We start from the raw sequence: 23063 nt of genomic DNA, 5'->3' as shown, positions 1-23063 counted from the left end.
CCTATGCGGACTACTCCGCTCTTACCGCTGTCGATAACATACTGCCCCGAAGTGGAACTTTCCCCTTTATTCCCTTGATATACATCTAACTTTCGTTTTTAAGACAAGGAATGCGTATGTTCAAACTGGCAAAGGTCGCCGTTCTGGTTGGCCTGTTATCGACTCTGACTGCCTGTACCGGTCATGTACAGAACACCAAAAATAACTGCAGCTACGATTACCTGCTGCACCCGGCGATCACCATTTCGAAGATCATCGGTGGTTGCGGTCCGGCGGCACAGCAGTAAGCGTTTTACAGGCGTAAAAAAACCGGGATGTCCCGGTTTTTTAGTTTTGGAGAGTGTGTTTTTTGTCGGGTGGTGGCTTTGCCTTACCCGACCTACACGATCCTGTAGGCCGGGTAAGCGTTAGCGACACCCGGCAAGCAGACTCAAGGCTTCGCAACAAACCCAATCGCGTTGTACACCGCTTTCAGGGTTTCGGACGCGCGCGCGCTGGCTTTTTCCGCGCCCTCTTTCATCACTTTCTGCAGGAAAGCTTCGTCGTTACGGTAGCAGTGATAACGCTCCTGCAGCTCGGTCAGCATGCCGGAAACGGCATCTGCCACTTCGCCTTTCAGGTGGCCGTACATCTTGCCTTCGAAGTGTTTTTCCAGCTCAGGGATGCTCTGGCCGGTGACGCCGGAGAGGATATCCAGCAGGTTGGAGACGCCCGCTTTGTTCTGCACGTCGTAGCGCACTACAGGCGGCTCGTCGGAATCGGTCACCGCGCGCTTGAGTTTTTTCACTACCGATTTCGGATCTTCCAGCAGGCCGATAACGTTATTGCGGTTATCGTCAGACTTGGACATCTTCTTGGTCGGCTCAAGCAGCGACATGACGCGCGCGCCGGACTTCGGAATAAATGGCTCAGGCACTTTAAACACATCGCCATAGATCGCGTTAAAGCGCTGGGCGATATCGCGGCTCAGCTCCAGGTGCTGCTTCTGGTCTTCACCCACCGGCACCTGGTTGGTTTGATACAGCAGGATGTCTGCCGCCATCAGCACCGGATAGTCAAACAGACCGGCGTTGATGTTTTCAGAGTATCGGGCAGATTTATCCTTGAACTGGGTCATGCGGCTCAGCTCGCCGAAATAGGTGTAGCAGTTCAGCGCCCAGCCCAGCTGCGCGTGCTCCGGCACGTGAGACTGAACGAAGATGGTGCTCTTCTCTGGATCAATACCGCAGGCCAGGTACAGCGCCAGGGTGTCCAGCGTGGCTTTGCGCAGCTTCTCAGGATCCTGACGCGCGGTGATCGCATGGAGATCGACGATGCAGTAAATGCAATGGTAGTCATCCTGCATGCTGACCCACTGACGTAACGCACCCATGTAGTTACCAATGGTCAATTCACCTGAAGGCTGTGCGCCACTAAAAACGATGGGCTTAGTCATTATTCAATTCCTGATGTTCACTGTGCGAAAGCCCGAGTGCGGGCAACAAATCTTTGAAGTGGTCGAAAACGACGTCCGGCTCACTCAGCGTGATGGCTTCACCGTAGTTGTAGCCATAGGTTAACCCCACGGAAGGACACCCGGCCGCGCGGGCAGCCAGAATATCATTGCGTGAATCGCCGACAAAGAGCAGCTCCGCAGGCGTTAAGGATAATTTTCCTGCCACCAGCAGCAGCGGTTCCGGATGGGGCTTTTTGTTTTGCACATCGTCGCCGCCCACAATGACGGAGAAATACTTCGCGATATCGAGCGCTTCCAGCAGAGGTGCGACAAAAGGTGTCGGTTTGTTGGTCACCAGTCCCAGCGGAATGCCCTTCGCGGACAGCGCGCTCAGCGTTTCCTGAACGTCCGGGAACAGGAAGCTGCCCTCTTCGACCGTCTCTTCATAGAAACGATCGAACAGTTTGCGCAGAATACGCAGCTGCTCTTCCTGCGGGATATCCGCGTGATCGACGCTCGGTTTACCCTGGGCGGAACGCTGTGACGCACGCTCCTGACGCGCCCACGTCAACGCGCGCTCCATCAGAACATCGGCCCCGTTGCCAATCCACGTGACGACACGCTCTTCACCCGCAACGGGGAGTTCAAGCGCGTACAGCGCCTGGTCTACGGCGCTCGTTAAGCCCGGCGCGCTGTCGACCAGCGTGCCGTCGAGGTCAAATGCGATACCCCGAATTGCCTGCAATTTATCCATGACTTACCTTCGACAGCTCGCGGCGCATTTCATCAATGACTTTTTTGTAATCCGGTTGGTCGAAAATGGCTGAACCGGCAACGAACATATCCGCACCTGCCGCCGCAATTTCACCAATGTTATTCACTTTCACACCGCCGTCCACTTCCAGACGAATATCGTAACCTGACTCATCAATGCGACGGCGTACTTCACGCAGCTTATCCAGCGTGTGGGGGATAAACGACTGACCGCCAAAGCCCGGGTTAACGGACATCAGCAAAATCACGTCCAGTTTATCCATGACATAATCGAGATAGCTCAGCGGCGTGGCCGGGTTAAACACCAGGCCCGCTTTACAACCGTTCTCTTTGATCAGCTGCAGCGTGCGGTCTACGTGTTCAGAGGCTTCCGGATGGAAAGTGATGATGCTGGCACCCGCTGCGGCGAAGTCAGGCACGATGCGATCAACAGGCTTCACCATAAGATGAACGTCGATCGGGGCGGTAATGCCGTAGTTACGTAATGCTTTGAGCACCATTGGGCCAATTGTCAGATTAGGGACGTAGTGGTTGTCCATAACGTCGAAATGGACAACATCTGCACCAGCCGCGAGAGCTTTGGCAGTGTCTTCACCCAGGCGGGCAAAATCGGCCGACAGAATTGAGGGAGCAATCAAAAACTGTTTCATCCGCTTCTCCTTGAAATGTGTTTACCGGCGGGCAAAACGGCTCAGGGGCGATAAAGAGCCAGAAGTTCGTCCACCTTTTTACGCGTGCCGCCGTTGCTGCTAATGCTACGCCGCACCTTAACCTGAAAATGCTTCGCGGCTTTGTACCATTCGCGCGTATCAGGCGTGTCGTGATTCGAAATTAACACCGGAATTCTTTTGCTGACCAGCTTTTCCGCCATCTCAGCCAGACGAGCCTGTTCGGCCGGGCTGAAGCTGTTGGTGTGATAAGCGGTGAAATTCGCCGTTGCAGACAATGGTGCGTAAGGCGGATCACAGTAAACCACCGAGTTTACGCCTGCCAGCTCCATACACTCTTCATAGGAGAGGCAATGAAACTCAGCGTTCTGCGCTTTTTCGGCAAAGTGATACAGCTCGTCCTGCGGGAAATACGGGCGCTTATAGCGACCAAACGGCACGTTAAATTCCCCACGAAGATTATACCGGCACAGGCCGTTGTAACCATGACGGTTGAGATAGAGAAATAGCAGCGCTCTGCGGAACGGATCCTGGCTCTGATTAAACTCCGCGCGGAACTGATAGTAGACGTCAGGGGTGTTGTTCTCTGGCGTAAACAGCTTGCGCGCCTCTGCGACATACTCTTCGGTACGCAGCTTAACGATGTTATAGAGGCTGATAAGATCGTTGTTGATATCCGCCAGGATATAACGAGAAAAATCGGTGTTGAGGAACACCGATCCTGCACCCACGAAAGGCTCGATTAGACACTCGCCTTCAGGCAGGTGCTTTTTAATATCATCGAGCAGGGGATATTTCCCCCCTGCCCATTTCAGAAAAGCGCGATTTTTTTTCATGCTGACTAACTGATTACACCTTCTCCGGCTGTGGAGAAAGCTCCGACAGCATCCTGCGCTTTAAACATTACTTCAGATCGGCCTGAACCTGATGAATCGGCTTCGCCCAGGGGTTTTTCGCCTGAACATCCGCTGGCAGTGCCGCAACGGCACGTTTCGCTTCATCTTTGGACGAATACACGCCGCTGACCAGCACGTACCACGGTTGACCGTTACGGGTCGTCTGATAAACAACATAGTTTTTCAGATTTGATTTCTTCGCCCAGCTGTTGAGGTTGTCATAGTTAGACGAACTGCTCAGCTGCAGCGTGTAGTTGCTGGATGGCGCAGACTTCAGCGAACCAACGTTACCTGCAGTTTTGCCTGCGGCGCTGCTGGAGGCTGTTGCCGTGGCTGCTGGAGTCGTTGCTGCAGGCGCAGCTGTGGCAGCCGGTGCTGTTGTGGTCGCCGTTGCTTTCGGCGCCGTCTGCGTGACTGGCGCTTTCGCAGGCTCGCTCACCGCCGCCGTTTCAGTATGTTTCGGCTGTGCCGGTACGGCTTTCACTTCAGGCGCTTTGACTACTGACTGAGGTTTGGTTTCACGCTTAGGCTCAATCACCGCCTGCTTACGTTCAGGACGTGTCGCAGTTTGCGTCTGGCGCGGTTTGGTTTCCGTCGCAGCCGTTTGTGGCTGGGCGTTACCACCGCGAATCGGGGCAACGGTTGCAGGTTCAGTTGGCAGCGTAGAGTTAACCACGACGTTATCAACCTGCTGCTGGTTCTGCGGCTGAGTCAGCGCATTGTTCAGGTCTCCCTGAACTTCCACACGCTGCTGACCTTCAGGCGCAGCAGGTGCCTGACCCTGAGCTGGGGTTGAAGAAACGGGCGGCAGAGAAACATCCTGCTGCGCTGTGGTGTTGCCTGCGGTCTGCTCTGCGGAAGTCGCTCCCGGCGCTGGCTGTGCGCCATTCGCCTGATTGGACGCATCGTTACCGGACAGGTTGATGCTCTTCTCAGCGGAAGCCGTTTGCTCGGTTGAGTTCGTTGACGGTGCTTTAAGCGCGGAGCCAATGCCGACAATCAACAGCACAAGCACCAGAACGCCAAGGCCCATCATAATGTACTGGCGGGAAGCCGGTTTCGGCGCAGCGGCTTTTTTACGTTTACGCGGGCGACGCTCTACAGGCTGTTCGTCCATTGAATCTTCTTCGGACTCATAATCCTCTTCTGCTCGCTCTTCGTGCGCGTTGCGGCTGCGCGAAGGGCGACGATCGTCTGCATCCAGATCAACATCGTCAAAGTTGATCTGCGGCTCGTTATCACGTTCTGAAGATTGACGAGAACGACCAGTACGACGATCGCTGGGATCGGGTTTCAGCTCGTCTTCTGGTTTGAATTCATCCATTTAACACCCCACTCAAAGGCTTATGCCAACGACTTTGCATTTCACCTGAAGCTAAACGACCACCTGCGACAGTGGCCTGACCTTTCTAGTTGTTACGCCTGCTGCCAATCAGCGATAGCGCCAAGAACGACATCGTGCGGCACTCCGCCGCGCACTTCACTCTTCCCTATTGCAAGCGGGAGTACAAGACGCATCTCACCTGCCAATACTTTTTTATCGCGCATCATGTGGGGTAAATACGCTTGCGCCGACATCTCCTGCGGCCCGGTCACCGGCAAACCTGCACGTTCAAGCAGCGCAATGATACGTGCCGTCTCTTCCGGTTTGAACTGTCCGAGGCGTTCAGAGGTGCGGGCTGCCATGACCATTCCGGCCGCGACGGCTTCACCGTGCAGCCAGTTGCCGTAACCCATTTCGGCTTCAATCGCGTGACCAAACGTATGCCCAAGATTCAGTAAAGCACGTAAGCCCGTTTCACGCTCGTCTGCAGCGACAACTTCTGCTTTCAGCTCACAGCAACGACGAATGCAGTATGCCAGTGTAGCCTCATTCAGGCACAGCAGCGCATCCATATTCTCTTCAAGCCAGCTAAAGAACTCGCCATCCAGAATAATGCCGTATTTGATCACTTCCGCCAGACCCGAAGCCAGTTCGCGCTTCGGCAGGGTTTTCAGACAGTCGAGATCCACCACCACCGATGCAGGCTGGTAGAACGCGCCAATCATGTTTTTGCCGAGCGGATGGTTGACTGCCGTTTTGCCACCCACAGAGGAGTCGACCTGGGACAGCAACGTGGTTGGGATTTGAATAAAACGGACGCCGCGCTGATAGCTTGCGGCCGCAAAGCCGGTCAGATCGCCCACAACACCGCCGCCCAGGGCAAGCAGTGTTGTATCGCGACCGTGCGGTTTTTGCAGCAATGCGGTAAAGACGGTATCCAGTACCGTCAGGCTTTTATACTGCTCGCCATCGGGGAGAATCACACTGTCGACTTTTACGCCCGCCTGCTCAAGCAGATGGCGTACGCGGTCGAGATAAAGCGGAGCCAGCGTCTCATTGGTGACCAGCATCACCTGATCACCCGCTTTCAGTGGTAAAAAGGAAGCTGGGTCGTTAAACAAACCAGCCGCGATGGTGATAGGGTAACTACGTTCCCCGAGAGTAACTGTAATCCTCTCCATGACGCGACATCCACCTTTAATGCTTTTACCCGCAGGCGAGTGTATATAAAGCCAGAATCAGTTGCTTTCCAGCATATGAATAATCTGGTTTGCAACCACTTTAGCGCTCTGGTCGTCAGTACGAATGGTCACATCGGCAATCTCTTCATACAGCGGATTGCGTTCATCGGCCAATGCTTCCAGAACTTCGCGTGGTGGCGTTTCAACCTGCAGCAGCGGGCGCTTTTTATCGCGCTGCGTACGTGCCAGCTGTTTCTCGATAGTCGTCTCAAGATAGACCACTACGCCACGGGCGGAGAGACGGTTACGGGTTTCGCGAGATTTCACAGAACCGCCGCCTGTTGCCAGAACGATGCCCTGTTTTTCCGTGAGTTCGTTGATCACTTTTTCTTCTCGGTCACGGAAACCTTCTTCGCCTTCTACATCGAAAACCCAGCCCACATCAGCTCCGGTTCGTTTCTCAATCTCTTGATCAGAATCGTAAAATTCCATATTGAGTTGTTGAGCTAACTGACGCCCAATAGTGCTTTTGCCGGCACCCATAGGCCCAACCAGAAAGATATTGCGTTTCTCTGCCATTTTATCGGTACTACTAAGACTATTCGTTAATGGTAATCCCCGCTTCGCAGACACCCAGCGTAGCAGGACATGAACTGAAACCTCATATGCAATAGAGCGAGAGTCAGACTAAAAATTATCTCAATACTCCGGCTTGTTTGGCAACTGATTAAATCACCGCGTCGGGCGCATAAGGTAATAAGACGTAAGTCCAACTCAAATCGGTACTCCTTGTATGCTAATTCATGCCCCACGTCAAACATCTGCAACAAACTGAATGCAAAATCATTGCGGGGATCGTTACCCGTCAGCGAATACCGACCAGACGTGGCGTAATAAACACCACTAACTCGCGCCGTTCATTATCCTTACCATCGTGACGAAAAAGCTGCCCAAGCCAGGGGATTTTCCCGAGCCCGGGCACGCTGTCACTGCCGGTTTTGTTTTTCTGCGAAAAAATTCCGCCCAACGCCAGCGTTTCTCCACTTTTTACCTCCACCTGGGTTTCAATCTCCTGTTTGTCGATCGCCAGCGTTTCGCCGTCAGCCTGCTGCAGAACCTGCCCCGGCATATTTTCACTAATATGCAATTTCAGGCGCACGCGCCCCCCCGGCAATACCACCGGCGTGACCTCCATGCCTAATACCGCCTCCTTAAACTCAACTGAGGTCGCCCCACTTTCACCGCTTGAGACCTGATACGGGATCTCACTCCCCTGCTTGATGCTGGCTGGTTGCATATGCGAGGCCAGAAGCCTCGGGCTGGCGATAATATCGACCTGCTGTTTTTGCTCCAGCGCAGAGAGTTCCAGATCAAGCAGCCGACCATTGATCCGTCCGATGTTAAAACCCACGTGGCTGGTGGCGCTGGCAACGGAAAGATCGCTGCCAAGCGTGGTGAGCTGTCCAACTTTGCCCGCGTCGGTGGCGTCGGCGAGATTCCACTTCACCCCTAGCTCGCGCAGGCTTTTTTCATTAATGGTCACAATGTGCGCCGCCAGCTCGACCTGTTCGACGGGAATATCCATCTGGGCGGCCCAGCGCTGTAGAGTCTCCACCACCGTCTGGTTATCCCGAATCAGCAGCCGGTTGGTACGCGTGTCAACGGATAAACTCCCCTTTGGACTCAGGAGTTTTTCCGCGGCTTTCTGCAGCTCTCCGGCATCGGCATAGGAAAAAGCGATGCTGTGAGACACCAGCGGCGCATCAAGCTGTCTTCGGGCCCGCTCCTGTTCCGAGCGTTCCTGCTGTTCACGCTGCCAGGCCGAGGTATACACATAAAAAATGCCGCCCTCCTCTCGCAAAACGAGGCCAGCGCTGGCGACAACCGTCTGTAATGCCTGTCGCCAGGGGACGCGCTTCAGATTGAGCGAAAGCGTGCCGCCGACATCAGGCGATATCACCAGATTTCTATTCTCCTGGGCAACCAGACTCTGTAGTACCTGGGCTACAGGAACGTCATCCACCACCAGCGTGACCGGTTTTGGCGCGGCGGCCCACAGCGGATGGCTGAACGCCAGCAGCCACAGCATTATCCGTAAATTCATTCTTATCCGTTCCTTCTCGTTGCCACGTCCATTTTCCTGGTTCACATGTGTCACCCACATCAACAACCAGTTCCGTTTCATTGATGGTTGTTATCGTCCAGCCTTCCGGAAAGCGCTCATGCGTTTTCAGCCGATACCAGCGCTTTTGCCCATCCTGTAAAATGCCGATAGCCTGCTGTCCTCCCACCATGCCGCGATAGTGCCACTGCGCCAGCTCGGCAATGGCGCAGGGATCGTCCGGCGGGTGAAAGGGATCGCGCATACCGGTCAGTAGCAGCGCAGAGCAAACCAGCAAACATCGCGTGCTATTTCGCATGTTCTAGCTCCAGCCGCAGGCGCAACGCTGTGCCATGTGGTGTAATCGCGAAAGCGGCGATCTGCACATCCCGCTGCGCCAGCCGGGAAAAAAGCGCCGGGATAGCCTGCCACTCTACCTCCAGCATCAGTTCTCCTCCGTTCTGTAGCGGCTTCCAGTGAACGAGCGTCGCGTCATCGCCCTGAAAATCGAGCGGGGAGAACGGCGTCTTCTCCAGTGCTTCCGTTATTTTCGGACGAAACGGCGTCTTTCTGACGGCAGACCATAACGCTGCATTCGTCCTCACGTCCTGAATCAGCTGGCGTTGTCGTTCGGCACTCTGCCCGTCTACCGGTCTGAGCATGGTGCCCCACGCTGCCAGTCCAGCCAGGAGGCTCGCCAGAAACCAGAAGAGCACCCGATTCCAGGGACGGCTTTCGCACCAGCGTTCTAACAGGGTATCCACGCGTTACCCCTCGCTTTTAAGATGAAGGGTGAACATCCATCGCCCCTGGCTGTCCTGCCGAAGCTCACCCGTCGTCCCGGGCGTAAAATCCGCTATTAGGCCAAGCGCATCGCGCAGAGCAGACAGGGCCGGCAGGGTTATGGCATACCCGCTCAGCATCAGAGCAGGGGGCTGATAGCGCAACTCCGTCAGCCAGACCTGTGCCGGAACGGCGCGGGAAAGTGATTCCAGCACCGGTTGCCATGCCCGTTGTTGCACGGTCTGCACGGGCATCTGCGCCTGTGCGGTCAGTCTTTGCCGGGCGACAAGCGCGTGCTGCACGGTCTGCATTCCCGTCAGATCCGTTTGCAGCGCGCGCAGCTTCACGAGATGGTTCATCCGCAGACAGAAAATGGTCACGCACAGCAACAGCACTGTGCCGACACACATTGCGCCCCAGAAGCGCAGGCATCGCGAGCGCCGCTGCTGTCGCCACGGCAGAAAGTTCATGATGCTCATGCGGGTACCTCGCTCATGGCCAAAGCCAGCGCAACGGTATAATCAGCGCCGCAGTCCGGTAATGGAGCATGGTAACGTTCCAGGATTTCCCACGGGTCACGTCGGCTATCAAACAGCGCGATGTCATCCGGCCCAAGAGCCAGCAGCGCCGCCAGCTCAGCCATGCTTTCTGCTTCGGTAGTTAAGCGGCGTCCCCACTGGTGGCGCATGGCCCAGAGCCACTGCCGATCGTCCCGCCAGGCGATGCATTTCGCTGGTGCCACCGCAGGAAGAAGATTCGCCAGCGCGCTGGCATCCGGAGTAATGGTTACCAGCCGCAAACGCAGCGTTTTCGCCAGCGCCAGTAGGGTGTCGACCTCGTTATTTTGCGCGGCAGTCACGTGAAAGGTATTGCTGAACGTATCCTGCACGTAATCGAAACAGAGCGTATCGGCAGACATCTCCAGTTCGCGGGCGAGCGCGGCGCCAAGCCATGAGAGCTGCTCGCTGTCGCGCAGCGCAACGGTCGGACGGGCAAGCGACCGCTGCAGGGTGCGTGCAGCCGGGAAAGAGAGGAACGCCCGGTGGTAGTGCGGCAGCGTTTTTCGCCAGTCGCGTAACGCATCAACCAGCTGTTCTGGCTGATAAATTTTGCCGTCACGAATAATGCCTTCGGCCAGCGGGATTGCCCACCAGCGCCGCACACACCAGCCGGACTTCTCCCGGGCCAGTGCGACGATCAGTACCCTATCCTGTTGAATATGAATGCCCGTTTGCCATGTTTTGAAAGCCATGCTTCACGATCTCCTTATCGCCCGTCACCCTGACGGCTATATCAATGAATCAGGCTTGCCTTTATACTACCGCGCGATTGTTTAGAAACTGCCCAAGTGAAACCAAATGGGAAATCTCCGGTGAAGTTCGTAAAGTATTTATTCATCCTTGCAGTCTGTTGCATTCTGCTGGGAGCAGGCTCGATTTACGGTTTGTACAAATATATTGAGCCACAGCTACCTGATGTCGCCACGCTTCGCGATGTGCGACTCCAGATCCCGATGCAAGTCTATAGCGCCGATGGCGAGCTGATGGCGCAGTATGGCGAGAAGCGTCGTATTCCGCTGACCTTAAACCAAATTCCCCCCGTGATGGTGAAAGCCTTTATCGCCACGGAGGACAGCCGTTTTTACGAGCACCACGGTGTCGATCCGGTGGGAATTTTCCGTGCCGCGAGCATTGCGTTGTTCTCTGGTCACGCCTCTCAGGGGGCGAGCACCATTACGCAGCAGCTGGCGCGTAACTTCTTCCTCAGCCCTGAAAAGACGCTGATACGTAAGATCAAAGAGGTGTTCCTTGCGATCCGTATTGAGCAGCTGCTGAGCAAAGACGAAATCCTTGAGCTGTACCTCAACAAAATCTACCTGGGCTACCGCGCCTATGGCGTGGGGGCTGCCGCACAGGTGTACTTCGGCAAGCCTGTTGAGCAACTCACCTTAAGCGAAATGGCCACCATAGCAGGTCTGCCAAAAGCGCCATCCACGTTTAACCCGCTCTACTCGCTCGATCGCGCCACCGCGCGTCGCAACGTCGTCCTGTCACGTATGCTGAGCGAAGGCTACATCAGCCAGAGCGAATACGACCAGGCGCGTAACGATGTCATTGACGCTAACTACCACGCCCCTGAGATCGCCTTTGCATCTCCTTATCTGACCGAAATGGTTCGCCAGGAGATGGTGAATCGCTATGGTGACAAGGCCTATGAAGATGGCTATCGCGTGTACACCACCGTCACCCGCAAAGTCCAACAGGCGGCTCAGGAAGCGGTACGGAACAACGTGATGGACTACGATATGCGTCACGGCTATCGCGGCCCGTCAAACGTGCTCTGGAAAGTGGGCGAAAGCGCGTGGGACAGCAAAAAAATCACCAGTACGCTGAAGGCGCTGCCAACCTATGGTCCGCTCCTGCCTGCCGTGGTGACGCAGGCCGATCCTCAGGAAGCCGTTGCGACGCTCGCGGACGGCACCTCCGTCTCTCTGCGCATGGACGGTGTCCGCTGGGCGCGTCCGTACCGCTCGGATACCCTACAGGGCGCAACGCCGCGTAAAGTGACCGATGCCGTCCAGACCGGGCAGCAAATCTGGGTGCGCAAAGTAGGCGAAGCCTGGTGGCTGGCACAGGTGCCGGACGTCAACTCGGCCCTGGTCTCTATCAATCCACAGAACGGTGCGATCCTGGCCCTGGTCGGCGGGTTTGATTTCAACCAGAGCAAATTTAACCGCGCCACGCAGGCGCTGCGTCAGGTCGGTTCCAATATCAAACCGTTCCTCTACACGGCCGCGATGGATAAGGGACTGACCCTCGCCAGCATCCTCAACGACGTGCCAATCTCCCGCTGGGATGCCGGTGCGGGTTCCGACTGGCAGCCGAAGAATTCCCCTGCGGAGTATGCCGGTCCTATTCGTCTCCGTCAGGGTCTGGGGCAGTCGAAAAACGTGGTGATGGTGCGCGCCATGCGCGCGATGGGCGTCGACTATGCCGCAGAGTATCTGCAGCGCTTTGGTTTCCCGGCACAGAACATCGTTCGCACCGAGTCGCTGGCGTTAGGCTCGGCCTCCTTTACGCCGCTTCAGGTCGCACGCGGGTACTCGGTGATGGCTAACGGCGGCTTCCTGGTTGACCCGTACTTCATCAGTAAAATCGAGAACGATCAGGGCGGCGTGCTGTTCGAAGCGAAGCCGAAAATTGCCTGTCCTGAGTGCGATATCCCGGTCATTTACGGCAATACGCCGAAATCCGAGGTGCTTGAGAATAAGGACATGGAAGACCCTGCCGTGTCGCAGGAGCAGCAGAACGGCGTTGTGCCGCAGCCGCAGCTCGAGCAGGCGAACCAGGCACTGGTGGCGCAGACCGGCGCGCAGGAGTACGCACCGCATGTGATCAACACGCCGCTGTCGTTCCTGATTAAGAGCGCGCTGAACACCAACATCTTCGGTGAACCGGGCTGGCAGGGTACCGGCTGGCGCGCAGGGCGTGATTTGCAGCGCCATGATATCGGCGGTAAAACGGGGACAACCAACAGCTCGAAAGATGCGTGGTTCTCCGGCTACGGCCCGGGCGTGGTGACATCAGTCTGGATCGGCTTCGACGATCACCGCCGTGATTTAGGTCGTACCACGGCATCCGGCGCGATTAAGGATCAGATTTCCGGCTACGAAGGCGGAGCGAAGAGCGCGCAGCCGGCCTGGGATGCCTACATGAAGTCCGTTCTTGAAGGTGTGCCGGAGCAGCCGTTAACGCCGCCGCCAGGCGTGGTGACGGTCAATATCGACCGCAGCACCGGTCAGCTTGCCAACGGCGGTAATAGTCGCGAAGAGTATTTCATTGAGGGCACCCAGCCAACCACACAGGCGGTGCACGAGGTGGGTACAGAGATTATCGATAACGGCGAAACGCACGAGCTGTTCTAAAAATAAGAATGCCCGGTAAAAACCGGGCAAAGCATCGTAGGCCGGGTAAGGCGAAGTCGCCACCCGGCTTTTTTTATGGCCTACAGTCGCCCCTGCCCCTTCAACCACTCCCGTACCAGGAACAGCGCGCTCACGTTGCGGGCCTCATTAAAGTCAGGGTCTTCCAGCAGATCCATCAGGTGCGCTAACGGCCAGCGAACCTGCGGCAACGGCTCCGGCTCATCCCCTTCCAGCGATTCAGGATAGAGATCTTCAGCCACCACAATATTCATTTTGCTGGAAAAATAGGACGGTGCCATGCTCAGCTTTTTCAGGAATGAAAGCTCATTCGCCCCGAACCCCACCTCTTCTTTCAGCTCGCGGTTTGCCGCTTCAAAGACGGTTTCACCCGGGTCGATAAGCCCTTTCGAGAACCCGAGCTCGTAAGATTCCGTTCCCACAGCGTATTCGCGGATCAAAATCAGATGATCGTCGACAATGGGAACAATCATCACCGCTTCGCGCGAAGAAGGGCGCATACGTTCATAAACGCGACGCACACCGTTGCTGAACTCCAGATCCACACTTTCGACATTAAACAGGCGCGATTTGGCGACAGTTTCAACATTCAGAATGGTGGGTTTTTGTAGTGGTTTGCTCATCTTGATGGGTCTTAGCAGTGAGAACTGGCGTTATTGTGCGATACGCTGCACGGTTTCGGCAATGTCAATTGTTCTTTATTTACATTTATGCAACGTATTTGAGATCAATCCTCAATTCAAAACAAATGTCAAGAGGTTGAAATGTTTCCAGGAATTTGCTGATATCGCGCCATAACAGGCTTTGCTATCATCACCGGTCACTGGGATGCGCTTCAGAATGCTCAAGTTCGACTCCATACTTGCCGATAGCCAACCACAGACTCTCATTCAATGTAAAGGTGCTACTGACTACACCTGTAAGAAGATAAGTAAGATGGGGAAAGCATGAGCACCATTTTGATTGTTCTCGCTGCTATGCTGGCCGGTGCGTTGGTTGCAGGGTGGTTTTACAGGCGCCGCGTACAGCGCCGTTATCGCCTGCCCTTTTTAAATGCATTTGCGGGTGCAAGCACGCGTAAACTTACGCAAGACGAGCGCGATGCGGTTGAAAACTATCTCGAAATCCTGAACCGTACTCAATTAACGCCTGGGCCAACGGGAGCCACCGCTGCGCCCGTCGCGCTAAATCTTAATGCACAAAGTGATACCGTGCTCTGCGTGACGCGCTCCATCACGCGCTATGGCATCACTACTGATGACCCTAACAAATGGCGCTATTACCTTGATTCCGTCGAAGTGCATCTGCCCCCGTCCTGGGAGCAATACATTAACGACGAAAACAGCGTTGAGCTGATTCACACCGACTCGTTGCCCCTGGTTATCTCGCTTAACGGCCATACGCTGAATGAATACCTTCAGGAAGCCCCTCGTTTTGCGCTGGAACGCGCCAGTTCAACGCAGGCCTCCATTCGTGGCGAAGAGACTGAGCAGATTGAACTGCTGAATATTCGCCAGGAAACCCATGAAGAGTACGCTCTGAGCCGCCCGGACGGCATCCGCGAAGCCATTCTGATCGTTGCTGCCTTCCTGCTCTTTTTTATCTGCCTCCTCATGCCGGATGTGTTTGTCCCCTGGCTGGCTGGAGGTGCGGTTCTGCTGCTGGCGGGCGGGCTTTGGGGGCTCTTTGCCCCACCGGCCAGAACCTCGTTGCGCGAAATCCACTGCCTGCGCGGAACGCCAAAGCGCTGGGGCCTCTTCGGTGAAAACGATCAGGAACATCTCAACAATATCTCGCTCGGTATTATCGACCTGATCTACCCGCGCCACTGGCAACCGTGGATCGCGCAGGACCTGGGGCAGAAAACCGATATTGATATCTACCTTGACCGCCACGTTGTGCGTCAGGGGCGCTTCTTATCCCTGCATGATGAAGTGAAAAATTTCCCGCTTCAGCACTGGCTTCGCAGCACGGTCATTGCCGGCGGCGCCGCGCTGGTCTTAGTCATGCTGCTGCTTTTCGTGCCGCTGGATATGCCCATTAAATTCACCCTGTCGTGGATCAAAGGGGCGCAAACCATTGAAGCGACCAGCGTCAACAAACTGGATGAAGCCGGTGTGCGCGTGGGGGACACGCTGCGCCTGAAGGGAACCGGAATGTGTAATATTCACACCCCGGGGGCGTGGAACACGCGCCAGAACTCACCGTTTATGCCGTTCGATTGCTCACAAATTATCTGGAACGACGCACCGCCGCTGCCGCTACCGGAATCCGAAGTCGTGAATAAAGCCACGGCTCTTACCCAGACGGTTAACCGCCAGCTGCACCCGAAACCGGACGATGATTCACGCGTTAGTCCCGCACTGCGTTCGGCCATTCAAAAATCAGGCATGGTTCTGCTGGATGATTTTGGTGACATCGTCCTGAAAACGCAGGATCTTTGTTCCTCTCAGGATGAGTGCATACGTCTTAAAAATGCCCTGGTAAACCTCGGGAACAGTAAAGACTGGGACTCGCTGGTGAAACGCGCCGAAGCGGGACGACTGGATGGCGTTAACGTGCTGCTGCGGCCGGTTAGCGCTGAATCTCTGGATAACCTGGTCGCTACCTCGACGTCACCGTTCATGATGCGCGAGACCACCCGTGCGGCTCAGGCGCTGAACAGCCCGGCACCGGGCGGCTTTGTAATTGCAAGCGATGAGGGCAGCGACCTGGTCGATCAGCCTTATCCGCAGGTGGCGCTTTATGATTATCCGGCGCAGGAGCAGTGGAGCCAATTCCAGCGCCTGGCGCAGATGCTGATGCAAACGCCGTTCAGCGCAGAAGGGATTGTCACGAGTATTTATACCGACGCCAACGGCACTCGCCATATCGGCCTGCACCGGATGCCGGATAGCGCTGGGCTGTGGCGCTACATCGGCACCTCGCTGCTGATGACCGCGATGCTGATCGCCATTTTCTGGAACGGTTTTATGGCCCTGCGCCGCTACCAGCGCTCGCGCACGCGGCTTGCCGACATCCAGCAATATTACGAAAACTGCCTCAATCCTAAGCTGATCCCCTCGTCTGAGAGCCTGATCTGATAACGTCGTTGCGCGACAAGATGTGCTACCCTGTCGCGCACGTTTCATCTGGCTGGAGTTCCCCTAATGCATCTTGATATCGCCTGGCAGGAGGTTGATACCGTTCTGCTGGATATGGACGGCACGCTGCTCGATCTCGCCTTTGATAACTATTTCTGGCAAACGCTGGTTCCAGAAACCTATGGCGAACAGCAGGGGATCTCCCCGGCAGAAGCGCAGGCATTCATTCGTTCACAATATAGCGCCGTGCAACATACGCTAAACTGGTACTGTCTTGACTACTGGAGCGAGCGCCTCGGTCTGGATATTTGTGCCATGACTACCGCCCAGGGCCCGCGCGCCGTTCTGCGCGAAGATACAGTGCCCTTTCTGGATGCGCTGAAAGCAAGCGGCAAGCGTCGTATCTTGCTGACCAACGCGCATCCACATAATCTGGCGGTGAAGCTGGAACATACGGGTCTGGCGTCGCACCTTGATTTATTACTTTCCACCCACACATTTGGTTATCCGAAAGAGGATCAGCGGTTGTGGCATGCGGTGAAGGAAGAGACGGGTTTGCAGCCGGAACGTACGTTGTTCATTGATGACAGCGAGCCCATTCTGGATTCTGCCGCAAGGTTTGGCATTCGCTACTGTCTGGGCGTCACCAATCCTGACTCTGGCCTGGCTGAAAAAAGCTATCTGCGCCACCCGGGACTGAACGACTATCGCCAGATGATCCCCTCACTGACCGTGAAGGAGACGCCATGAAAGAAAAACCCTCAGACGGGGTAAGACTGGATAAATGGCTGTGGGCAGCGCGTTTTTATAAAACGCGCGCCCTTGCCCGCGAGATGGTTGACGGCGGAAAAGTGCATTACAACGGCCAGCGCAGCAAACCGAGCAAGATGGTTGAGCTGAATGCCACCTTAACGCTGCGTCAGGGCAACGATGAACGTACGGTGGTGGTTAAAGCCATTACCGAACAACGTCGACCCGCAGCGGAAGCCGTAATGCTTTATGAAGAGACGGCGGAGAGCATTGAAAAGCGCGAGAAGACCGCGCTGGCGCGCAAAATGAACGCGCTGACGATGCCTCACCCGGACCGGCGGCCGGACAAAAAAGAGCGCCGCGATCTGATGAAATTTAAACACGGTGAGACTGATTAACCTCACCCGCACGAGAGATGAAAATGGCCCAACACGACCAATTACACCGCTATCTGTTTGAACAATTCGCCGTGCGCGGCGAGCTGGTCACCGTATCCGAAACCTGGAAACAGATTCTGGAAAACCACAATTACCCGCTGCCGGTGAAGACCCTGTTGGGCGAACTGCTGGTTGCCACCAGCCTGCTTACCGCAACGCTGAAGTTTGCCGGGGATATCACCGTGCAGCTGCAGGGCGACGGCCCGATGACGCTGGCGGTCATCAACGGCAATAACCAGCAGCAGATGCGCGGCGTGGCGCGCGTTCAGGGCGACGTGCCTGAGAATGCTGACCTCAAAACGCTGGTAGGTAATGGCTACCTGGTGATCACCATCTCCCCAGAGGAAGGTGAGCGCTATCAGGGCGTGGTCGGTCTGGAAGGCGATACCCTGGCAGCCTGCCTGGAAGATTACTTCATGCGCTCCGAGCAGCTGCCGACGCGTCTGTTCATCCGCACCGGTGAAGTGGACGGCCAGCCTGCTGCGGGCGGTATGCTGCTGCAGGTTCTGCCTGCCCAGGACGCTCAGACCAATGATTTTGAGCACCTGGCGACGCTGACCGAAACCATCAAGGCGGAAGAGCTGTTCAACCTGTCGGCGACAGACGTGCTGTGGCGTCTGTACCACGAAGAAGAAGTGACCGTCTACGACCCGCAGTCCGTGGAGTTTAAGTGCACCTGCTCCCGCGAGCGCTGCGCTGGCGCACTGAAAACCCTGCCGGATGAAGAGATCGACAGCATCATGGCGGAAGACGGCGAAATTGATATGCACTGTGACTACTGCGGTACGCACTATGTATTCAATTCGATGGATATCGCTGAGATCCGCAACAACGCCTCCCCGGCGGATCCGCAGGTTCATTAAACCTCTCTTCCCCTCACCTTAACCTTCTCCCCAAAGGGGAGAGGGCTGGGCTGAGGGGCAAAAAACTCCACCCAAGCTGAATCGTTTTCCCAATGTAACTCTTACGTAATTTTCTTACGTGTATGCGATTACATTCACATTCTTTCCGATAAAATCACCAGCCTTTAACCTTTTCGGAACATTTTCCCCACCCAAAAAGCGATTCCTGCGATAATCCGCCTGCGCCGTGACTGGAGTCGCAGCGTTTTCCGTTAGTAAGGGTTTTGTCCAGATGCGTGAATCTATGAGCCCCGTCGCGGTAAACAACCTCAGAAAAACCCTACAATTTCAGGCAGTACATATTGGCTAAGGAGCAGTGATATGCGTGTTACTGGTTTAACCCCGCAAGATCTCAAGGCTTATGGTATTCACGACGTCCAGGAAATCGTCTACAACCCCGACTACGATACGCTGTATCAGGAAGAGCTCAATCCAGCACTGGAAGGATACGAGCGTGGTGTGTTGACAAATCTTGGTGCTATCGCCGTCGATACCGGTATTTTTACCGGTCGTTCGCCGAAAGATAAGTATATCGTCCGAGACGAAACCACCCGCGATACGCTGTGGTGGGCTGACAAGGGCAAAGGGAAGAACGACAACAAACCGCTCTCCCCGGAAACCTGGCAGCACCTGAAAGGGCTCGTCACCCATCAACTTTCCGGCAAGCGTTTGTTTATTGTCGACGCTTTCTGCGGCGCTAACGCCGATACCCGTCTCTCCGTGCGTTTTATCACCGAAGTGGCCTGGCAGGCGCATTTCGTGAAAAACATGTTTATCCGTCCAACCGACGAAGAGCTGCAGGACTTCACCCCTGATTTCATCGTGATGAACGGCGCGAAATGCACCAACCCACAGTGGAAAGAGCAGGGTCTGAACTCCGAAAACTTTGTGGCCTTCAACCTGACCGAGCGTATCCAGCTGATCGGCGGTACCTGGTACGGCGGCGAAATGAAGAAAGGGATGTTCTCCGTCATGAACTACCTGCTGCCGCTGCGGGGCATTGCCTCCATGCACTGCTCGGCTAACGTCGGTGAAAAAGGCGACGTGGCGGTCTTCTTCGGCCTGTCCGGCACCGGTAAAACCACCCTGTCCACCGATCCAAAACGTCGCCTGATTGGCGATGACGAACACGGCTGGGATGACGATGGCGTATTCAACTTTGAAGGCGGCTGCTACGCGAAGACCATTCGCCTGTCTGAAGAGGCCGAGCCGGATATCTTCCACGCGATCCGTCGCGATGCGCTGCTGGAAAACGTCACCGTGCGTGCCGACGGCTCCATCGACTTCGACGATGCGTCGAAAACGGAAAACACCCGCGTCTCTTATCCGATCTACCACATCGACAATATCGTGAAGCCGGTGTCAAAAGCGGGTCATGCCACGAAGGTTATTTTCCTGACGGCGGATGCGTTCGGCGTTCTGCCTCCGGTGTCTCGCCTGACGGCCAGCCAAACGCAGTACCACTTCCTTTCCGGTTTCACCGCCAAGCTGGCGGGTACCGAGCGCGGCGTGACGGAGCCAACCCCAACCTTCTCCGCCTGCTTCGGCGCGGCCTTCCTGTCGCTGCACCCGACGCAGTATGCTGAAGTGCTGGTGAAACGCATGCAGGCATCCGGCGCGCAGGCATACCTGGTGAACACCGGCTGGAACGGCACCGGCAAACGTATCTCTATCAAAGATACCCGCGCCATTATCGACGCCATTCTGGATGGTTCTCTGGACGACGCCGAAACCTTCACGCTGCCGATGTTTGACCTGGCGATCCCAACGTCGCTGCCGGGTGTGGATACGCATATCCTCGACCCGCGCAACACGTACGGTTCTCCGGAGCAGTGGCGCGAGAAGGCGGAATCGCTGGCGAAGCTGTTTATTGAGAACTTCGAGAAGTATACCGATACCCCGGCGGGTGCTGCGCTGGTGAGTGCGGGTCCAAAACTGTAGTCCATGTCGGGTGGCGGCTTCGCCTTACCCGACCTACAAAAAAGGGTGGCTCGTGCCACCCTTTTTTCAACTCTCTTTCACCTGCCCTCGCGTCACCGGAACCGGCAACCAGGCGCGAATGCTCAACCCACCGCGCTCGCTGGTGCCAATCTCCAGCAGTCCGTTGTGGTTATCCACAATACGCTGCACAATCGCCAGGCCTAAGCCCGTACCGCTGGTGCTGCGCGCGCTATCGCCGCGCACAAACGGCTGGAACAGATGCTTACGCTGCTCGGGCTTGATGCCCGGACCGTCGTCTTCCACCTGGAACCAGGCGCGGTTGAGCTCAGACCCGCTGCTGACCTTAATCCAGCCGTTGCCGTAGCGCGCCGCGTTGACCACCATGTTGGCGATCGCACGTTTAATGGAGAGCGGGTGCATACGAACCTGAATTTCACCGGCCTGAAGGTCGGTATCAATCTCGCGCTCGTAGCCGCTTTCCGCCGCCACGACTTCGCCCAGCACCGCGTTCAGATCCGCCATCTCCATTGGCATCTCCTGCCCGGTGCGCAGGTAGTCGATGAACTGCTCAATGATGGCGTTACACTCTTCAATGTCCTTATTGATGGACTCGGCAAGGTAACCGTCCTCTTCTCCCATCATCTCCGTCGCCAGACGAATACGCGTTAGCGGCGTGCGCAGGTCGTGGCTGACGCCCGCCATCAGCAGCGTACGGTCATCCGCCAGCTGCTTCACGCCTGCCGCCATATGGTTAAAGGCACGCGTCACTGAACGGACTTCCGAGGCGCCATACTCGCGCAGCGGAGGAGGAATAATCCCTTTACCGACCTGCAGCGCAGCGTGCTCAAGGTCGACCAGCGGTCGGTTCTGTATACGGATAAATAGCCACGCGCCGCCTATCGCCAGCAGCATAATCGCCAGGGTATAGCGGAACAGCGGTGAGAAATCGCCCTGATGGATTTCGGTCAGCGGAACGCGAACCCAAATATTGGGTGACAGCCAGGTTTTCAGCCAGACGACGGGCGAGCTTTTGTTGACCTCAACGCGCACTTCCGTTGGACCGCCCAGCTGCTGCGCCATCTGCTGGCTTAGGAATTCGTAGTGCTGCGCCCAGCGCAGGCCAGCGTCTTCCGCCGCTTCGTTGGAATAGAGCGAAATGCCCAGTTCACGGTAGATTTCACGGCGAAACGCCGGGGGAACGACGAGCTGCGTGCCGTCCTCCAGCTGCAGTTTATCGGTCATCAGCATACGGACCTCGTAGGCCAGGACCTTATTGAACTGCTGGAGGCTCGGCAGGATCGCAAAGTTCAACACCACCAGGTAGGTCGTCACCAGGCTGACGAACAGCAGGGTGACGATCAGTAACAGGGTGCGGGCAAACGAGCTTCGCGGCGAGAAGCGCATTCGCCTCATGCTTTAGAGCCGTCCGGGACGAACACGTAGCCCAGACCCCATACGGTCTGAATATAACGAGGATGCGCCGGATCTTCTTCCACCATGCGGCGCAGACGGGAGATCTGCACGTCGATAGAGCGTTCCATTGCGGAGTATTCGCGACCGCGCGCCAGGTTCATCAGCTTGTCACGGGAAAGCGGTTCACGCGGGTGGCTGACCAGCGCTTTCAGGACCGCAAACTCGCCGCTGGTGAGCGGCATCGGCTCGTCTTCACGGAACATTTCGCGCGTGCCGAGGTTCAGCTTGAACTTGCCGAAGGCAATAACGGCTTCTTCCTGCGACGGCGCGCCCGGCAGCTCGTTCGCCTGACGGCGCAGCACGGCGCGAATACGTGCCAGCAGTTCACGCGGGTTAAACGGTTTTGGAATGTAGTCGTCCGCGCCGATTTCGAGGCCCACGATACGGTCAACTTCCTCGCCCTTCGCCGTCACCATGATAATCGGCATCGGGTTGCTCTGGCTGCGCAGACGGCGGCAAATAGAAAGCCCGTCTTCGCCAGGCAGCATCAGGTCGAGAACCATCAGGTGGAAAGATTCACGGGTCAGCAGACGGTCCATCTGCTCAGCGTTCGCGACGCTACGAACCTGGAAGCCCTGCTCGGTCAGATAACGCTCCAGCAGCGCACGCAGGCGCATGTCGTCATCCACGACCAGAATTTTGTAGTTCTCTTGCATTGTGTGTACTCCCAAAGGTTCGGATAGTCTTTGTAACAGCGTATTCTAAAAAAGTGCACGTATTCGACCAGTTAATTCTGGTATAAATTCTAGTCGAAATTGTTACAAAGCATATTTAACAGCAGCTTATCTGCTCATTTCATCACATAAATCATTATTAATCCTGTCTGTTACACTGTGTGGTACGTATTGTGCGCAAGACAGTTAACCGGCAGGCAGCAAAGGCTTTACCATGAAAACGCCCCTGATCACCCGCGAAGGGTACGAAAAGCTCAAAAAAGAGATGGATTACCTCTGGCGCGAAGAGCGTCCTGAAGTAACCAAAAAGGTGACCTGGGCGGCAAGCCTGGGCGATCGCAGCGAAAACGCTGACTACCAGTACAACAAAAAGCGGCTACGCGAAATTGACCGCCGGGTTCGCTATCTGACGAAGTGCCTCGAGAATCTTAAAATTGTCGATTACTCTCCGCAGCAGGAGGGCAAAGTGTTCTTCGGCGCGTGGGTGGAGATTGAAAACGACGATGGTGACACCCTGCGTTTTCGCATTGTCGGCTACGATGAAATTTTTGGTCGTAAGGATTACATCTCCATCGACTCCCCGATGGCCCGCGCGCTGCTGAAAAAGGAAGTGGGCGATCTGGCCATCGTTCAGACTCCAGCTGGTGAAGCCAGCTGGTACGTCAATGAGATCATCTACGTAAAATAGTCCGAGAGCG

General features: G+C 55.9%; 23 protein-coding genes. 8 read left to right on the top strand and 15 right to left on the bottom strand.

Annotated features, from left to right (window positions below; all coding sequences use genetic code 11):
* Positions 1–116: 116 nt before the first annotated feature.
* Complete coding sequence (locus tag AC4IBF_RS01735) at positions 117–287, top strand: YhfL family protein (protein WP_491463126.1); 171 nt, start codon at positions 117–119, stop codon at positions 285–287.
* A 143-nt stretch (positions 288–430) separates the two neighbouring features.
* Here AC4IBF_RS01735 and trpS read toward each other — a convergent pair whose 3' ends face one another.
* From trpS to AC4IBF_RS01675, 12 genes are all read right to left on the bottom strand, one after another.
* A complete protein-coding gene (trpS, locus tag AC4IBF_RS01730; RefSeq protein ID WP_288462050.1) occupies positions 431–1435 on the bottom strand; it encodes a tryptophan--tRNA ligase in 1005 nt (334 codons plus the stop codon).
* Positions 1428–2189 (bottom strand): phosphoglycolate phosphatase, encoded by a 762-nt coding sequence (gph, locus tag AC4IBF_RS01725; protein ID WP_127732478.1) that lies wholly within the window; start codon positions 2187–2189, stop codon positions 1428–1430. Before gph ends, trpS begins: the two co-directional genes overlap by 8 nt.
* On the bottom strand, positions 2182–2859 hold the full coding sequence (rpe, locus tag AC4IBF_RS01720) for a ribulose-phosphate 3-epimerase (protein WP_133295249.1): 678 nt from the start codon (positions 2857–2859) through the stop codon (positions 2182–2184). The genes gph and rpe overlap by 8 nt, the downstream gene beginning before the upstream one ends.
* Positions 2860–2900: 41 nt before the next feature.
* Entirely contained in the window at positions 2901–3713 is an 813-nt protein-coding gene (gene dam / locus AC4IBF_RS01715) for an adenine-specific DNA-methyltransferase (protein WP_111963774.1), read from the bottom strand.
* Between the two features lie 67 nt (positions 3714–3780).
* Positions 3781–5097, bottom strand: coding sequence for a cell division protein DamX (gene damX, locus AC4IBF_RS01710; RefSeq protein ID WP_133295250.1), 1317 nt, complete (start codon positions 5095–5097; stop codon positions 3781–3783).
* Between the two features lie 92 nt (positions 5098–5189).
* On the bottom strand, positions 5190–6278 hold the full coding sequence (gene aroB / locus AC4IBF_RS01705; protein WP_491463125.1) for a 3-dehydroquinate synthase: 1089 nt from the start codon (positions 6276–6278) through the stop codon (positions 5190–5192).
* 57 nt (positions 6279–6335) lie between these two features.
* On the bottom strand, positions 6336–6857 hold the full coding sequence (gene aroK, locus AC4IBF_RS01700; protein ID WP_003861630.1) for a shikimate kinase AroK: 522 nt from the start codon (positions 6855–6857) through the stop codon (positions 6336–6338).
* Positions 6858–7143: 286 nt separating this feature from the next.
* On the bottom strand, positions 7144–8382 hold the full coding sequence (gene hofQ / locus AC4IBF_RS01695; RefSeq protein ID WP_133295252.1) for a DNA uptake porin HofQ: 1239 nt from the start codon (positions 8380–8382) through the stop codon (positions 7144–7146).
* Positions 8294–8698 carry a HofP DNA utilization family protein gene (locus AC4IBF_RS01690; RefSeq protein WP_133295253.1) on the bottom strand — a complete coding sequence of 135 codons (405 nt, stop codon included), beginning with the start codon at positions 8696–8698 and terminating at the stop codon, positions 8294–8296. The genes hofQ and AC4IBF_RS01690 overlap by 89 nt, the downstream gene beginning before the upstream one ends.
* Positions 8688–9095 (bottom strand): HofO family protein, encoded by a 408-nt coding sequence (locus AC4IBF_RS01685; protein ID WP_248175403.1) that lies wholly within the window; start codon positions 9093–9095, stop codon positions 8688–8690. Before AC4IBF_RS01685 ends, AC4IBF_RS01690 begins: the two co-directional genes overlap by 11 nt.
* Positions 9096–9146: 51 nt before the next feature.
* On the bottom strand, positions 9147–9641 hold the full coding sequence (locus AC4IBF_RS01680) for a PilN domain-containing protein (RefSeq protein ID WP_133295254.1): 495 nt from the start codon (positions 9639–9641) through the stop codon (positions 9147–9149).
* Positions 9638–10414 carry a type IV pilus biogenesis protein PilM gene (locus tag AC4IBF_RS01675; RefSeq protein ID WP_252093615.1) on the bottom strand — a complete coding sequence of 259 codons (777 nt, stop codon included), beginning with the start codon at positions 10412–10414 and terminating at the stop codon, positions 9638–9640. Before AC4IBF_RS01675 ends, AC4IBF_RS01680 begins: the two co-directional genes overlap by 4 nt.
* A 120-nt stretch (positions 10415–10534) precedes the next feature.
* On the opposite strand from AC4IBF_RS01675, the gene mrcA reads away from it, so the two are divergent.
* Positions 10535–13087, top strand: coding sequence for a peptidoglycan glycosyltransferase/peptidoglycan DD-transpeptidase MrcA (mrcA, locus tag AC4IBF_RS01670; RefSeq protein WP_164850641.1), 2553 nt, complete (start codon positions 10535–10537; stop codon positions 13085–13087).
* A gap of 80 nt (positions 13088–13167) precedes the next feature.
* Here mrcA and nudE read toward each other — a convergent pair whose 3' ends face one another.
* Positions 13168–13728: an ADP compounds hydrolase NudE gene (gene nudE / locus AC4IBF_RS01665; protein ID WP_008503041.1), complete on the bottom strand. Its 561-nt coding sequence runs from the start codon at positions 13726–13728 to the stop codon at positions 13168–13170.
* Between the two features lie 324 nt (positions 13729–14052).
* Between nudE and AC4IBF_RS01660 the strand changes: the two genes are divergently transcribed.
* From AC4IBF_RS01660 to pckA, 5 genes are all read left to right on the top strand, one after another.
* Positions 14053–16188 (top strand): intracellular growth attenuator family protein, encoded by a 2136-nt coding sequence (locus tag AC4IBF_RS01660; protein ID WP_491463124.1) that lies wholly within the window; start codon positions 14053–14055, stop codon positions 16186–16188.
* A gap of 66 nt (positions 16189–16254) precedes the next feature.
* Positions 16255–16938, top strand: a complete 684-nt coding sequence (yrfG, locus tag AC4IBF_RS01655; protein ID WP_032641117.1) for a GMP/IMP nucleotidase — start codon at positions 16255–16257, stop codon at positions 16936–16938.
* Positions 16935–17336, top strand: coding sequence for a ribosome-associated heat shock protein Hsp15 (hslR, locus tag AC4IBF_RS01650; protein ID WP_115876852.1), 402 nt, complete (start codon positions 16935–16937; stop codon positions 17334–17336). Before yrfG ends, hslR begins: the two co-directional genes overlap by 4 nt.
* Before the next feature lie 17 nt (positions 17337–17353).
* The gene (hslO, locus tag AC4IBF_RS01645) at positions 17354–18238 is read left to right on the top strand and encodes an Hsp33 family molecular chaperone HslO (RefSeq protein ID WP_161495995.1); all 885 of its coding nucleotides are present in this window, start codon (positions 17354–17356) and stop codon (positions 18236–18238) included.
* A gap of 360 nt (positions 18239–18598) precedes the next feature.
* The gene (gene pckA, locus AC4IBF_RS01640; protein ID WP_023309493.1) at positions 18599–20218 is read left to right on the top strand and encodes a phosphoenolpyruvate carboxykinase (ATP); all 1620 of its coding nucleotides are present in this window, start codon (positions 18599–18601) and stop codon (positions 20216–20218) included.
* A gap of 66 nt (positions 20219–20284) precedes the next feature.
* Here pckA and envZ read toward each other — a convergent pair whose 3' ends face one another.
* Together envZ and ompR are read right to left on the bottom strand one after the other, a co-directional pair.
* Entirely contained in the window at positions 20285–21631 is a 1347-nt protein-coding gene (gene envZ, locus AC4IBF_RS01635; RefSeq protein WP_136195945.1) for a two-component system sensor histidine kinase EnvZ, read from the bottom strand.
* Positions 21628–22347 (bottom strand): osmolarity response regulator transcription factor OmpR, encoded by a 720-nt coding sequence (gene ompR / locus AC4IBF_RS01630; protein WP_001157751.1) that lies wholly within the window; start codon positions 22345–22347, stop codon positions 21628–21630. Before ompR ends, envZ begins: the two co-directional genes overlap by 4 nt.
* Positions 22348–22579: 232 nt before the next feature.
* On the opposite strand from ompR, the gene greB reads away from it, so the two are divergent.
* The gene (gene greB / locus AC4IBF_RS01625) at positions 22580–23053 is read left to right on the top strand and encodes a transcription elongation factor GreB (RefSeq protein WP_133295259.1); all 474 of its coding nucleotides are present in this window, start codon (positions 22580–22582) and stop codon (positions 23051–23053) included.
* Positions 23054–23063: the final 10 nt, after the last annotated feature.

The organism is Enterobacter sp. Taxon_8 (genome assembly GCF_058354585.1).
This window is presented reverse-complemented; position numbering and strand designations above follow the sequence as displayed.

Bases quoted from the DNA above. Each gene is read 5' to 3' on its own strand.
- AC4IBF_RS01735 (WP_491463126.1), top strand. From the start codon at position 117: ATGTTCAAACTGGCAAAGGTCGCCGTTCTGGTTGGCCTGTTATCGACT.
- trpS (WP_288462050.1), bottom strand. From the start codon at position 1,435: ATGACTAAGCCCATCGTTTTTAGTGGCGCACAGCCTTCAGGTGAATTG.
- gph (WP_127732478.1), bottom strand. From the start codon at position 2,189: ATGGATAAATTGCAGGCAATTCGGGGTATCGCATTTGACCTCGACGGC.
- rpe (WP_133295249.1), bottom strand. From the start codon at position 2,859: ATGAAACAGTTTTTGATTGCTCCCTCAATTCTGTCGGCCGATTTTGCC.
- dam (WP_111963774.1), bottom strand. From the start codon at position 3,713: ATGAAAAAAAATCGCGCTTTTCTGAAATGGGCAGGGGGGAAATATCCC.
- damX (WP_133295250.1), bottom strand. From the start codon at position 5,097: ATGGATGAATTCAAACCAGAAGACGAGCTGAAACCCGATCCCAGCGAT.
- aroB (WP_491463125.1), bottom strand. From the start codon at position 6,278: ATGGAGAGGATTACAGTTACTCTCGGGGAACGTAGTTACCCTATCACC.
- aroK (WP_003861630.1), bottom strand. From the start codon at position 6,857: ATGGCAGAGAAACGCAATATCTTTCTGGTTGGGCCTATGGGTGCCGGC.
- hofQ (WP_133295252.1), bottom strand. From the start codon at position 8,382: ATGAATTTACGGATAATGCTGTGGCTGCTGGCGTTCAGCCATCCGCTG.
- AC4IBF_RS01690 (WP_133295253.1), bottom strand. From the start codon at position 8,698: ATGCGAAATAGCACGCGATGTTTGCTGGTTTGCTCTGCGCTGCTACTG.
- AC4IBF_RS01680 (WP_133295254.1), bottom strand. From the start codon at position 9,641: ATGAGCATCATGAACTTTCTGCCGTGGCGACAGCAGCGGCGCTCGCGA.
- AC4IBF_RS01675 (WP_252093615.1), bottom strand. From the start codon at position 10,414: ATGGCTTTCAAAACATGGCAAACGGGCATTCATATTCAACAGGATAGG.
- nudE (WP_008503041.1), bottom strand. From the start codon at position 13,728: ATGAGCAAACCACTACAAAAACCCACCATTCTGAATGTTGAAACTGTC.
- AC4IBF_RS01660 (WP_491463124.1), top strand. From the start codon at position 14,053: ATGAGCACCATTTTGATTGTTCTCGCTGCTATGCTGGCCGGTGCGTTG.
- yrfG (WP_032641117.1), top strand. From the start codon at position 16,255: ATGCATCTTGATATCGCCTGGCAGGAGGTTGATACCGTTCTGCTGGAT.
- hslR (WP_115876852.1), top strand. From the start codon at position 16,935: ATGAAAGAAAAACCCTCAGACGGGGTAAGACTGGATAAATGGCTGTGG.
- hslO (WP_161495995.1), top strand. From the start codon at position 17,354: ATGAAAATGGCCCAACACGACCAATTACACCGCTATCTGTTTGAACAA.
- pckA (WP_023309493.1), top strand. From the start codon at position 18,599: ATGCGTGTTACTGGTTTAACCCCGCAAGATCTCAAGGCTTATGGTATT.
- envZ (WP_136195945.1), bottom strand. From the start codon at position 21,631: ATGAGGCGAATGCGCTTCTCGCCGCGAAGCTCGTTTGCCCGCACCCTG.
- ompR (WP_001157751.1), bottom strand. From the start codon at position 22,347: ATGCAAGAGAACTACAAAATTCTGGTCGTGGATGACGACATGCGCCTG.
- greB (WP_133295259.1), top strand. From the start codon at position 22,580: ATGAAAACGCCCCTGATCACCCGCGAAGGGTACGAAAAGCTCAAAAAA.